Source organism: Janthinobacterium sp. 13, from assembly GCF_002749695.1.
Classification (GTDB): domain Bacteria; phylum Pseudomonadota; class Gammaproteobacteria; order Burkholderiales; family Burkholderiaceae_D; genus Janthinobacterium; species Janthinobacterium kumbetense.
Map to the genome: position 1 here is coordinate 5,199,654 of NZ_PEEQ01000001.1, position 15,109 is coordinate 5,214,762.

At 67.0% G+C, this 15,109-nt stretch carries 2 protein-coding genes; both read left to right on the forward strand.

The genetic code is table 11. From position 1 onward, the window contains the following. The first annotated feature begins 108 nt into the window (after window positions 1-108). Window positions 109-11,751: a DUF11 domain-containing protein gene (locus CLU94_RS22950; protein ID WP_180278742.1), complete on the forward strand. Its 11,643-nt coding sequence runs from the start codon at window positions 109-111 to the stop codon at window positions 11,749-11,751. A gap of 52 nt (window positions 11,752-11,803) precedes the next feature. Then, a complete protein-coding gene (locus tag CLU94_RS22955; protein WP_143451510.1) occupies window positions 11,804-15,109 on the forward strand; it encodes a hypothetical protein in 3,306 nt (1,101 codons plus the stop codon).

Below are 15,109 nucleotides of genomic sequence, written 5' to 3' on the forward strand. Positions count from 1 at the left end.
CACTGTTGTCGTACGCTTGAAGTGTTACTTGTTCATATAATCATGACAAATAAATGTCATTTTTATATTTGTCTGCATCTTGCAGCGGTACATTTCTTAGCGAACAACATGATCAAAACACACCAGGAAACGGCAGGCCGTTCCGGCCGCCACGCAGCTTTTTCGTCCGCCGGGCGCTATCTGGGGATGCTGGCCGCGCTTGTCGGCCGCGCCCGCCTGCCTCATTTTTCCAAGTGTCATGTTGCGCCGCTGGCGCTCGCTTCCCTGCTGCTGGGCGCCGCCGCGCCCGCCGCCGCACAGGTGTTATGGGAGGATTACCGCGGCATCGAGCGGGTGCCGGCCAATCCGCCCGCGCCCAATTACAACAACGGCTTCAACGCGGGCAGCACGGGCCGGCTCGCCAGCCTGGCGGCGCTGGCCGCCAATCCCGCTGCCAACGCGGCGCGCACGGGGACGTCGGCGCAGCTGGACTGGGCCAATGGCACGACCGCCAATCCCGGACAGCTATGCAACTTCGATACGCAGCAAACGTCGGCCGCCTGCCGGGCCTGGATCATGGGCCGCGTGATGTACACGCTGGTGGTATTTCCCCAGGCGGGCAATTACAAATTCAGCGTCGCGCACGATGACGACGTGAAGGTGGATTTCTCGACCCAATATTCGACCAATTACCGCAATACCGTGTACAACGTGGCCGTGGGCAGCGTGGCCGAATATTCGAATAATGAAACGGATTTCCAGAATTTGGCCGGCAATTTCAATAGCGCCACGCCCGGCGGCTGTTATCTGGCCCGCGTCCTGTGGAATAACGTGGGCGGCATCAATTATTTGCACATGCGCTGGACGCGTCCTGACAATGTGACGGAAATTATTCCTGCTGCGCAATTGCGCGATCCCGGCCTGGCCAGTTCCTATGCCGACTGTACCAATAGCAAGACGGACCTGGCCGTCAGCAAGGTGGGACCGGCGCAGTTTTCCGTCGGCAAGCCCCTGAGCTACACCATGAAGGTGTGGAACCGCGGCCCGGCCCTCAGCACGGGCGCCACCTTCAGCGACGTGCTGCCGGCTAGCCTGAGCAATGTCAGCTGGACCTGCGCCGCCAGCGGCAGCGCTTCCTGCGGCACGAAAACCTCGGGTGCGGGCAGCAACAACGTGAGCATTACCATGGGCAACCTGCCCGTGAATGGCGCCGTCAGCGACCCTACCGCGGGTGCCTACCTGACGGTGACGATCACGGCCACGCCGGGCGACGCCGCCAGCATCGTGAATACGGCCAATGTGACCGTTTCGCCCAACGAAACGGATAGCGACCTGAGCAACAACAGTAGCAGCACCACGGCCACGGTCAGGACGAGTACCTTGACGGTGCTCAAGGTGCTGGCACCCGTTGGCGACAGCGGCCTGTTCATCATGAATGCCAACGGCACGGCAGGCGTGCAGGGCGGCAACGGCGCCACGGCCAGCGCCGTGGTGCGCGTGGGCAACCTCGTCACGTTTGCGGAAACCGGGGGCACGGCCACCGTGCTGGCCCAGTACCAGAGCAGCTACAGCTGCGCACGCACGGATACGGCGGCCGTCATTTCCAGCGGCGCGGCCAACGCGGGCAACTTCACCATGCCCGAGGCGCCCGTCACGTGTACCATCAGCAACCGCCGCCTGCAGGCGGACATGCAAGCCGTCACGACGGTGCCGGCCGGTCCCTACAATGCCGGTTCGCCCGTGACGGTGACGGGCGTGTGCACGAACAACGGCCCCGACAGCGCGGCCGCGCCCACCTGCGTGATGAGCGGCTTGCCCGCCGGCGCCACGGCCAGCTGCAGCGCACCCGTGTCGCCCTTCATTCCCGGCTCGCGCATCAATTGCAGTTCCACCTTCAACCTGCCCGCCAGCGGCAGCCTGACGATCACCACCACGGCCGGCGCGAGCACGCTGGACCCCATCCCCGCGAACAACGTCGACAGCGACACCCTGGGCATCGTCAGCCCGCTCGTGCGCGTGCAAAAAAGCGTCGACAAGACCAGCGCCTTCATCGGCGACACGGTGCAGTGGACCTTGACGGCGAACAATACCGGCACAGGCGCCACCACGGCCATCCTGACCCTGACCGATACCTTGCCAGCCAACCTGGCCGGCATCGTCGTCACGCCCACGGCGCCCGCCACCTGCGCGCCGCTGGCCGGCAATACGCTCAGCTGCAGCGTGCCGGCCGGCCTGGCGCCGGGCGCCAGCGCCGTGGTCAGCCTCACTGGCGTGCCGACGGCGGCCGGCAATTTCGTCAACAGCGTGGCGCCGTCCGGCGGCAATGGCGCCAGCTGCGCCACGGCCGGTGCCTGCCAGACCACCACCGTGGTCAGCAAGGCGCTGGTGGACGTCACCACCACCCTGAACGGCTTTCCCGGCTCGACGAATGCGGGCGATGCCATCAGCGGCACGGTCACCTACCGCAACATGGGACCGGGCGCGGCGGAAAACGTCACATACACGCTGCAATTGCCGCCTGGCTTGACGGGCGTGTCCGTCGGCGGCGTGACGGGCGTGTACAACGCGGGCACGGGTTTCATCGTCCTGTCGGGCCTGCCGCCGAACTTGGCGGCCGGGCAGGGCGTCACCTTCAATCTCAGCTATACGCAGCCACCCACGAACAGTTCGTTTGTCACCAGCGTGATCGGCACCTCTTCGGTCGAAGTGGCCAACGATTTGCCGAATACGGCCACCGTGATGGTGCCGGGGCCGAACGTGCGCGTCACCAAGGTGGCCGACAAGCTGACGGCCAACGTGGGCGAAAACATCACGTGGACGATTACGGCCAGCAATACGGGCAATATCGCCAACCAGGGCGTCGTGAGCCTGGCCGATCTGCTGCCGCCCAACCTGGTGGTGACGAACGTGGTGGCGGCGCCCGGGGTGACCTGCCCGCCGCTGGCGGCCTGGGTGGCATCGAGCACCCAGACGTGCACCATCGCCGCCGGCCAGCTGGCGGCCCTGAACGGCAGCCGCAGCGTCAGCATCACGGCGCATGCGACGGCTGGCGGCAGCCTGGCCAACCGCATCATGCCGGCCGGCCCCGATAATCCATCCTGCGCCACGGCGGAAAATTGCAGTACGGTCACTGCGATCACCAGCCCCAAAGTGGCGGTGACGAAATCCGTCGACCACGCCAGCATCAATATCGGCGCCACCCTGACCTGGAGCGTCACGGCGACCAATAGCGGCGATGGCGCGAGCACCGCGCCCATCACCCTGACCGACACCTTGCCGGGCAACCTGACGGGCGTGAACGTGGCGCTGGTCGGCAGCGCCACGTGCGCCGCGCCGGTGGGCAATACCCTCACGTGCACGGTGCCGGCCGGCCTGGCCGCGAATGGCGGCGTGGCCGGTTTCACCGTCACGGCCCAGCCTGCGGCGGCGGGAACGTATGCCAACAGCGTCGTGCCGTCCGGCGCCGACAACCCGGCCTGCGCCACGCCTGCCGCCTGCGCCACCACCAGCACGGTGACCAGCCCCAGCGTGGCCGTGACGAAAGGCGTCGACAGGACCACCGTCAACCTCGGCGACACCATCACGTGGACCCTGAAAGCCATCAACAGCGGCAGCGGCCCCACGAATGGCCCGATCACCCTGACCGACACCTTGCCCGCCAACGTGGGCGCGCTGCAGATCCTGCCCGTGGCGCCCGCCAGTTGCGGCGTGCCCGCCGGCACCACACTGACGTGCACGGTGCCGCCAGGCCTGGCCAGCGGCATGCAGGCAACGGTGACCATCAAGGCCGTGGCGAATGCGGCCGGCACGGTGGCCAACAGCCTCGTGCCTGGCGGCGTCGACAATCCTGCCTGCGCCACGCCGGGCGATTGCCAGACCACCACCACCGTCACCAGACCGAACGTGGCCGTGAAGAAAACCGTCGACAAGGCCAGCATCAACGTGGGCGACACGCTCACGTGGACCTTGACGGTGAGCAATAGCGGCACGGGCGCCAGCACGGGCGCCGTCACCTTGGCCGACACCTTGCCGGCCGGCTTGGCGAACGTCGTCGTCAGCCCGCAGGCGCCCGCCACCTGCGCGCCCGTGGCGGGCCAGAACCTCGCATGCAGCGTGCCGGCCGGCCTGGCTCCCGGCGCCTCGGCGAAAATCGTCGTCAGCGCCACGGTCACCGTGGCTGGCGCCGCCGTCAACAGCGTGCTGCCATCGGGTCCCGACACTCCCGCCTGCGTGCTGCCCGGCGATTGCGGCACCACCACCACGGTGGTCAAGCTGCTGGTCGACGTCACCACCACCCTGAACAATTTCCCGCCGAATACCCTGGCGGGCGACATGATTTCCGGCACCGTCACCTACGCCAACGTGGGACCGGGCCCGGCCGAAGGCGTCACGTACACCCTGCAACTGACGCCCGGCTTGAGCAATGTCACCCTGACGGGCGCCGTGGGCAGCTACAATCCCGCCACGGGCGTCGTCACCCTCAGCGGCTTGCCCGTGGGCCTGGCGAATGGCCAGAGCACCAGTTTCAACGTCAGCTACACGCAGCCGGCCGACAACCTGTCGATGGTGACGTCGAGCATCGCCACCACGTCCGTGGAAGTGGCGAACCACTTGCCGAACACGGCCACGGCAACCGTGCCCGGCCCCATCATCCGCGTGACGAAACTGGCCGACAAGACGACGGCCAACGTGGGCGAGACGATCACCTGGACCATCACGGCCACGAATACGGGCAGCCTGGCCAACCTGGGCGTGCTGACCCTGACCGACATCCTGCCCGCCAATGTGGCGGTGCTGTCCGTCACGCCGGGCGCGGGCGTCAGCTGTCCGCCGCTGGCCAGCTGGCTGGCCAACAGCGCGCAAGCGTGTACTATCGCGCCAGGCCAGCTGGCCGCCGTGAATGGCAGCCGCAGCATCACCATCACGGCCAGGGGCACGGCCGGAGGCAGCCTGGGCAATAAAGTGCTGCCGAGCGGGCCAGACAATCCCGCCTGCGCCCAGGCCGCTTCGTGCCAGACCGCCACCACCATCCTCAGCCCGCAAGTGGCCGTGCGTAAAACCGTCGACAAGAGCAATATCAACGTGGGCGAGGCGCTGACGTGGACGATCGCCGTGGCCAATACGGGCACGGGTGCGACCATGGGCATCATCACCCTGACGGACACCTTGCCGGCCAACCTGACCCTGTGGCAAGTGTTGCCCGCGTCGCCCGCCACGTGCGCGGTGCCGAACGGCAACCAGCTCGTGTGTTCCATTCCCGCCGGCATGGCGGCGGGCGCCACGCTCAATATCGTCGTCAAGGGCGTGGCCAATGCGGCCGGCGCCTATGTCAATACGGTAGTGCCGAGCGGCCCTGACAATCCCGTCTGCCCGCAGCCCGGCGATTGCAGCACCACCAGCACGGCCGTGAAACTGCTGGTCGACGTGACCACCACCCTGAACGGCTTTCCCGGCAGCACGCATGCGGGCGACACGATCGCGGGCACCGTCAATTTCAGCAATATCGGCCCCGGCCCGGCCGAAGGCGTGACGTACAGCCTGCAACTGGCGCCCGGCCTGGCCGGCGTCAACCTCGGCGGCGTGACGGGCAGCTACAACGGCGGCTCCGGCCTGGTGACCTTCAGCGGCGTGCCGGCCACCCTGGCGCAGGGGCAGGGCTTCAGCTTCCAGCTCAGCTATATCCAGCCTGCCAGCAACCTGTCGACCGTGGTCAGCCGCATCGCCACGACATCGACGGAAGTGCCGAACGACCAGCCCAACGTGGCCACCGTCACCATGCCCGGTTCCATCATTCGCGTCAGCAAGACGGCCAACAAGGCCGTGGCGAATGTCGGCGAGGAAATTATCTGGACGATTACGGCCAGCAACACGGGCAGCCTGGCCAACCAGGGCGCCGTGATCCTGACGGACTTGCTGCCAGCCAATATCGTCGTGACGAATGTGGCGCCCGACAGCGGCGTCACCTGTCCGCCGCTGGCCAGCTGGGTAGCCAACAGCAGCCAGAGCTGCAGCGTGGCCATCGGCCAGCTGGCGGCCGGCAACGGCCAGCGCCAGATCGTGCTGACCGGCAAGGCCAGCGCGGGCGGCAACCTGGCCAACCAGGTCATGCCGAGTGGTCCGGACAATCCAGCCTGCTTCCAGGCCAACAGTTGCCAGACGCAGACCACCATCACCAGCCCCAGCCTGGCGCTGAGCAAGAGCGTCGACAAGCTGGCCCTGAATATCGGCGACAGCCTGACGTGGACGGTCACGCTGGCCAATAGCGGCACGGGGGCCAGCACGGCCGTCGTCACCCTCACCGACACCTTGCCGGCCGGCTTGGCGAATATCGTCGTCACGCCCGCCGCGCCCGTCACCTGCGCGCCGCTGGCCGGCAATGTGCTCACGTGCAGCGTGCCGGTCGGCCTGGCCGCCGGCGCCAATGCCACGCTGCAAGTGACGGCGCGCGCCGCTGCCGCCGGCAGCCTGGTGAATGGCGTCAGCGCCAGCGGCACGGATAACCCCGTCTGCCTGCAGGCGGGCGATTGCAGCACCACCAGCACCGTCAGTTCGCCGCTGCTGCACGCCAGCAAGACGGTCGACAAGACGGCGGCCAACGTAGGCGATACCCTGACGTGGACCTTGACTTTGCGCAATACCGGCACGGGACCGAGCACGGCTATCGCCACCCTGGCCGATACCCTGCCCGCGGGCCTGGCGAACGTGCAGGTGACGCCCACGGCGCCCGTCACCTGCGCCGCGCCGGCGGGCAATGTCGTCAACTGCAGCGTGCCGGCCGGCCTGGCCGCCGGCAGCGCCGCCACCGTCAAGCTGAGCGCCACGGCGACCCTGTCGGGCAGCCTCGTCAATGCGCTGCTGCCGGGCGGGCCGGACAATCCCGTCTGCGCCGTGCCCGGCGATTGCCAGACCACCACGGTGGTGTCGAAACTGCTGGTCGACGTGACCACCACCCTGAACGGTTTTCCCGCCAGCAGCAATGCGGGCGATGCCATCCGCGGCGTGGTGACGTTTGCCAACGTGGGGCCGGGCGTGGCGGAAACGGTGACTTACAGCCTGCAACTGGAAGCGGGTCTGGGCGGCGTCTCCGTCAGTCCCGTCAGCGGCGCGCCCGGCATCAGCGGCGTCTACAACAGCGGCACGGGCTTGTACGTGCTGAGCGGCTTGCCGGCCACCCTGATCGCGGGGCAGAGCGCCAGCTTCAACCTGTTCTATACCCAGCCGGCCAGCAACAGCTCGCGCATCACCAGCGTGGTGGGAACCAGTTCCACGGAAATCGTCAACGACTTGCCGAATACGGCGACGACGAACTTGCCCGGCCCCGTGATTCGCGCCAGCAAGACGGTCGACAAGGTGAACGCTGCCGTCGGTGATATCCTGACCTGGAGCATCACGGCCACGAACTCGGGCAATTTGCCGAATCAAAACGCCGTCGTCATCGCCGACGTGCTGCCCGCCAATATCGTCGTGCTCGGCGTGACGCCCGATGGGGGCGTGAGCTGTCCGCCGGCCGCCAGCTGGACGGCAGGCAGCGTGCAGTCATGCACGATTGCGGCAGGTCAATTGGCCGCCGGCAATGGCAGCCGCAAGGTCGTCATCACGGGACGCGGCACTGCGGGCGGCAGCCTGTCGAACCGCGTCGTGCCCAGCGGTGGCGACAATCCTGCCTGCGATACGGCCAGCGCCTGCCAAGCCACGACGACCCTCGTCGCGCCGCAAGTGACGGTGCGCAAGAGCGTCGACAAGGGCAATGTCAGCGTGGGCGACTTGCTGACCTGGACCATTACTGCCAGCAATGGCGGCACGGGCGCGACCAAGTCCGCCATCGTGCTGACCGACAACCTGCCAGCGGGCGTCAGCGGCGTGCAAGTGCTGTCCACGCAGCTGGCCACCTGCGCGCCCGTGGCGGGCAATATCGTCACGTGCAGCGTGACGGCCGGCCTGGCGCCGGGCGGACAGGCGCAAGTGGTGCTGCGCGCCACGGCCAGCGCGGCCGGCGTGCTGCAGAACACGGTGTTGCCTGGCGGCCCGGACAATCCTGTCTGCGCGCAGGCGGCGGACTGCACCACCACCACCACGGCCATCAAGCTGCTGGTCGACGTGACCACCACCCTGAACGGTTTCCCCGGCACCACCAGCGCCGGCGACCAGATCAACGGCATCGTCAGCTACAGCAACGTGGGTCCCGGCATGGCCGAGAACGTGACGTACAGCCTGAAACTGGCGCAAGGCCTGATGGGCGTGACCCTGAGCGGCGCGGCCGGCAGCTATGACGCCGTCAGCGGCATGCTGACGGTGACGGGCTTGCCCGCCAGCCTGGCGGCCAACGAAGTGCACAGCTTTGGCCTGTCGTATATCCAGCCGGCCAGCAATGTCTCGACCATCGTCAGCATCATCGCCACCAGCTCGACGGAAGTGCAGTACGACTTGCCGAACACGGCCACGGTGACCATGCCTGGTCCCGTGATTCGCGTCAGCAAGACGGCCAACGTCGGCAATGCCAACGTGGGCGACAGCATCATCTGGACCATTACCGCCATCAACAGCGGCGGCGTGGCCAACCTGGGCGTGGTGACCCTGGCGGACATCCTGCCGCCGAACCTGACGGTGCTGGCGGTCAACGCGGATGCGGGCGTGACGTGCCCGCCACTGGCGAACTGGGTGGCGAACAGCGTGCAAAGCTGCAACATTGCTGCTGGCCAATTGGCTATCGGCAATGGCACGCGCAGCGTGCGCGTGACGGCCACGGGCACGCTGGAAGGCGTGCTGTCGAACCGCGTCATGCCGAGCGGACCCGACAACCCGGCTTGCGCGCAGGCGAACAGCTGCGAATCGAGCGTCGTGCTGACGGGACCCAAGGTAGCGGTGCGGAAAAGCGTCAACCGCGCCAGCGCCAATGTGGGCGACACCGTCGTGTGGACCATCACGGCCAGCAACACGGGCACCGGCCCCACGCGCGCCGTCATGACCCTGGTCGACACCTTGCCGGCCGGCCTGGCGAACGTGGTGCTCACGCCCGTGCGCGCCACTTGCGCGCCCGTGGCGGGCAATGTGCTCACGTGCAGCGTGCCCGCCGGCCTGATCGGCAATGGCGGCGAAGCCAGCGTGGAAGTGTCGGCGACCGTCACCCAGGCGGGCGCGGCGCTCAACCGCGTCGTGCCGTCCGGGCCCGATGCGCCGCTGTGCTTGTCTCCGGCCGATTGCCAGACCACCACCAACGTCACCAGCCCCAGCGTGATGGTGAAAAAAGTGGCGGACAAGGCCAATGCCAGCATCGGCGACACCGTCAGCTGGACCATCACGGCCACCAACAGCGGCAGCGGCGCCACCACGGCGGCCATCACCTTGACGGACGACCTGGCCGCCAGCCTGGCCGAGATCGTCGTCACGCCCGCCTCACCGACCACGTGCGCGCCGCTGGCGGCGAATAAACTCGTCTGCACGGTGCCGGCCGGCCTGGCGCCGAATGCCGTGGCCGCCGTCACGGTGAGTGCGAAAGTGGCGGCCAGCGGCACCCTGAGCAATATCATCGTGCCGACAGGTCCCGACTTGCCGCGTTGCGCGCAGGCATCCGATTGCACGGCCGTCACGGAAGTGGCGAATCCCGCCATCGGCGCGGCGCTGGGCGTGGGCAAGGTGACCCAGCTGTCGGCCAAGGTCTTCAACGTGCCGTACACGGTGGTGATCCGCAACGTGGGCAAGGGCGCGGCGCAAAATGTACAGGCGCTCGACAGCCTGCGCGCCGCCTTCCCTGAACCGGTCGCGTGCCGCATCGTCGCGCCGCCTGCCGCGCCCGCCATTGGCGGCAGCCGGCAGCTGGCCGTCAATCCGGGCTTTACGGGCGGTTGCGGCGGCAGCGACTTGCGTTTGCTCAATGGTGATGCGGCCTTGGGCGAGGGCGAGTTGAGCGTCATTACTTTCACCGTGGAAATCACGGTGCAGGATACGACCTTGCCGCAGTACAACAACAGCGTGTTTGCCAGCGCGCTGGGCGGCAATGTCGCCAACGGAGGCGGCGCCATCAGCGTGCCGCCCGCCCCGGCGGCAGGCGTGATCGCCGCCAACCCGACGTACACGCCGCCCGTGGGCAGCCTCGTGTTCGATGCGTCCAACAATGGCGGCAGCCATGCGGGCGCCGCGGCGACGGCGGCGGAGGTGGCCGCGCTGGCGGACAAGGTCGATCCTAACCGCAACGGCAATGCGTCGGATACCGTGGGCGGCGTCGCCTTCACGGGCGAAGACACGCCCACGCCCGTGGTGTTGCTGCGGCAAGTGGTCGATGTCATCAAGGCCGTGTCGGTGCAGCAGCAGGTGGACGCCAGCAAGTTCGAGATCAGCTACACCGTGCAGGCGGCCAACCGCTATCCTGCCGGCTATCCGACCTCGACCATGGTGCAGGTGGCGGAAAACCTGAAGGCCGTCTTCCCCACGGCCACGAACGTCACTTTCAAGCCGGGCAGCCTGGCCGTTACGGGGCGGCCCGCCGGCGCCACGGCTTGCGCGGCGAATGCCGACTTCAACGGCGTCACCGTGTTTGGCTTGCTGAGCGGCCAGGGTGACTTGCAGCCGCAGGAAAGCTGCAACATCGTCTTCACGGTACTGGTCGACTTCGGCAGCGTGGCGGCGATTCCCACCGTGCCGCAATTGAACCAGGTGTATGCGAGCACCATGCTGGGCACGGATGGGAGCGGGCGCAACATCGGCCACAGCTACAGCGGCGCCGGCGGGATCAGCACGCCGGTGGCGCCGGCCAGCGTGCTGGCCCTGGCCAGTTCGGCCGACACCTTGCTGCTGCCGGCCACGCCAGGCGCCACGCCGCCCAGCTTTACACCCGTGGTGTTCAACACGAAGGACAAGCCGATGTTGTTGATCAGCAAGAGCGTCAACAAGACCCAGGCCGAGATCGGCGACAGCCTGCAATACACGATCGAGGTGAAGAACACGGGCCTGGCGACGGCGTTCGGCGTCAGCGTGCTCGATAAACTGCCGGCCGGCTTCCGCTACATCGACGGCACGACCACGCGCAACAATGTGCTGCAGCCCGATCCTTCCGGCAAGCCCGGTCCCCAGCTGAGCTTCAAGCTGGAATCGCTGGCGCCGAACGCCAGCGCCAGCTTCCACTACCGCCTGCGCGTGGGCGTCGGTTCGCTGCAGGGCGACGGCATCAACCGGGCCCAGGCAACCACCACCAACGGCCCGCCCTCGAACGAGGCGCGCGCGAAAGTGAAGGTGACGGGCGGCGTGTTCACGACGGATGCCTGCATCGCCGGCAAGGTGTTTGTGGACTGCAACAACAACCACGTGCAGGACGGCGAGGAACTGGGCATCCCGGGCGTGCGGCTGTACATGGAGGATGGCACGAACTTCACCACGGACGTGGAAGGCAAGTACAGCTATTGCGGCATCACGCCGAACAGCCATGTGATCAAGGTCGACGGTGCGACCTTGCCGCGCGCCAGCCGCATGATGGAAGCGTCGAACCGCAACCTGGGCGATCCGCACAGCCTGTTCCTCGATACCAAGAACGGCGAGCTGCTGCGCGCCGACTTCATCGAAGGTTCGTGCTCGAATCCCGTGCTCGAGCAAGTCAAGGCGCGCCGGGCGCAGGGCGAGGTGCGCAGCGTGGAAAGGGAGGGCGGCAAGGGAGGGGGCTTGAGTTTCAGCAGCCAGCCGGCCGCCGCGCCGGCCCAGGCAACGGACAGCGCCAACCAGCCTGTCGTCGCACCGCGCGTACCTGCCGCCGTGCCAGCCGCAGGAGGCAGCCATGCGCAATAAGCCTCTTCCACCTTACTTGCCGCTCGCCAATGCTGCTAAAGAGAAACAAGCCATGAAGAGAACTCTCCCCGCGCCCCGGCGCATGGCGGCCGCGCTGGCCCTGCTGGCCTTGCCGGCGGCCAGCCTGGCGCAACTGCCCTTGCCGGACCGTGCGGCAAGCTCCACCGTGGCGGCGCCATCCTTCCTTGCCGGCAAGGTGGGCGCCACCGATTACGCCATCAACCGGGGCGTGGCGCGCATCGCCGTCGAGACGGACGTGAACGGCGTGCCGGCCGATGGCCAGAGTCCCGTCAAGGTGACGGTGAGCCTGTTTGACGAGCAGGGCCAGCCCCTGGCGGGCAAGGCTTTGCTGACCATCGAAGCCAGCGGCGGGCGCATCCTGCTGCCCGGCGCCCGCACCGATGAACTGGGCCCGGAGCGGCGCGACGCCGACAAGGTCACGCCCGGCACACAGCTGGCGGTGGAAAACGGCGTGGCGACGTTCAGCCTGCTTGCCCCCGCCACGCCGCAGGACGTGCTGCTGCGCGTGTCGGCCGGTGCCGTGGCGGCGCAGGGCACGATCAGTTTCTTGCCGGAACTGCGCGACATGCTGGCCGTGGGCTTGATCGACGGCATCATCAGCAAGCGCAGCCTGTCGAGCAGCGACATTTCGCCGTCGCGCTTCAATGACGGTTTCGAGCGCGACATCCAGCGCTGGAGCCGGGCGTTCAACAATGGCAAGGCCAACGTGGCGGGCCGGGCGGCGATGTTTTTGAAAGGAACCATCCGAGGCGACGCCTTGCTGACGGCCGCCTACGATTCGGACAAGGATACGCGCGCGCGCCTCTTGCGCGATGTCAATCCGGAAGAGTTTTATCCCGTGTACGGCGACAGTTCCGTGCGCAATTTCGACGCCCGCTCCAGCGACCGTTTATATGTGCGCATCGACCGGCAAAAAAGCTATGTGCTGTACGGCGACTTTGCCACGGGAGACGGCTTCAGCCAGATGACGGGCGGCGGCGCCGTGGCGAACTTGCAGCAGAGAAAACTGGGCCAGTACAACCGCACGGCCACGGGCGGCCGCGGCCATTACGAACAGGATGGCATCGTCGCGAATGCCTTCGCCATCAACGATAGCCTGAAGCAGGTGGTCGAGGAATACCGGGCGAACGGCACGTCGGGGCCGTTCGCCGTGCGCAACAACAACGCCATCGAAAACTCGGAAAAGATCGAGATCGTCGTGCGCGACAAGAACCAGAACGGCAATATCGTGCAGGCGACGCAGTTGCGCCGCTTCGAGGATTACAGCTTCGAGCCGTTCAGCGGGCGCATCCTGTTCAAGCAGGCGATCCCCGCGCTGACACCGAATGGCGACCCGCAATCGATACGCATCAGCTATGAGGTGGACCAGGGCGGCGAGAAATTCTGGACCGTGGGCGTGGATGGGCAAGTGCAGCTGGGCAAGATGGTCTCGCTCGGCGGCTCGGCCGTGGAAGACAGGAATCCCTTGTCGCCGTACAAATTGCATAGTGTCAACGCGGGTGTGCGCCTCGGCGAGCACAGCCTGCTGGTGGTCGAGGTGGCGCGCACCACGTCCACCAGCTACAGCGCGGGCGGCAGCATCTACACGACGCCGTCGGGCCAGGCGGGCGAGTTGCGCGATGAAGTCAGCGGCAATGCGGCGCGGGTCGAGTTGCAGCACAAGGATGAGAAGCTGGAAGCGAAAGCCTTCTGGAGCCGTTCCGACCAGGATTTCAATAACACGGCGGCCGGCATCACGGGCGGGCGGGGCGAGGCGGGGCTGAAAGCGGGCTACAAGCTCAGTCCCTCCGTTACCGTGTATGGCGAGGCCATCCGTAGCGACGAGCGCAGCACGGATGCGCGCCGCGATGCGCAGCGCCTGGGCGTGGCGTGGAATGCCAGCGAGCGCTGGCTGCTCGATGTGTCCGTGCAGCACATGAAGGAGAGCGGCGGCATGCCGTCGACGGCCGGCATCGCGCCGAACACGTCGCCGCTGGGCACGGGCTTGAATCCCACGGGCGGCTTCTTCGGCAACGGCACGGCGAACACGGCCATCGACCCCGTCACGGGCGGCAGCATCACCACGTTTGCGCCGATCAATCCCGGCGTGGGCGCGGGCGCGACGGTGCCGCTGGACGCCACCACCGTGCGCCTGGGCGCGCAATACAAGGCGACGGACCGCTGGACCCTGAATGGCGACGTGGAAAAAAGTATCGCCGACGCGGACCAGCACCGCTACGGCCTGGGCGCGCAATACCAGCTGGCCGAACGCAGCCGGCTGTATGCGCGCTATGAAAACCAGACGGGGCTGGCGTCCGCGTATTCGCTCAATCCGGCCGACCGCAGCACCAGCTTTGTCGCCGGCGCGGATACGGGCTACATGCCGGGCGGCACCGTGTTCGGCGAGTACCGCATGCGCGACGCCATGGATTACAGCCTCAGCAACCAGCGCGACTTGCAGCTGGCGTCCGGCTTGCGCAACACGTGGAACCTGGGCGAAGGGCTGGCGGCGAACACGAATGTGGAATACCTGAAAGTCATGAACGGCCAGCAACAGCAATCCGTGGCCGTGGCGGCAGGCTTCGACTATGCCGTCAATCCCCTGTGGCGCGGTTCCGTCAAGCTCGAGTACCGGCGCCTGTTCGACAGCGACATCGCGCCGGGCAACCAGCGCCAGGATCAATGGCTCAATACCATCGCCTGGGCGCGCAAGCTGAGCCGCGACTGGACTTTGCTTGCACGCAACTACCTGCTGTACACGCGCAACAACGACGACGCCAGCGGCGCGCCCGTGGGCAATGTGCTGCAGGACCGGGCGCAACTGGGCTTTGCGTGGCGTCCCGTCGACGACAACCGTTTCAACGGCCTGGCCCGCTATGAGTACAAGACGGTGCGCGACCAGTCGCAGATCGATGGCGACAATTACCGCGCGCATATCGTTTCCACGCACCTCGATTACCACCCCAGCCGTCCCTGGTGGTTCACGGGCAGGGTTGCCGCCAAGCACAATAACGACAGGAACCTGCCCGCCGGGCAAGAGAAATACACGGCGTGGCTGTTTTCCGGGCGCACCGTGTACGACATCAGCAAGCACTGGGACATCGGCGTGCTGGCGGCCGTGATGGGCAGCCCGCAAGGGGGCAGCCGCCAGTGGGCCAACGGCGTCGAGGTTGGCTATCTGCTGGCGCAAAACCTGTGGCTGTCGGCCGGCCACAACTGGTCGGGCTTTTCCGACCGCGACCTGACGGGCGCCGACTACACGGCCCGCGGCCCCTATTTGCGCCTGCGCTTCAAGTTCGATGAAAACTTGTTCAAAGGCAAAGACGCCACCATCAACCGTACCCTGGCCCGGCCATGA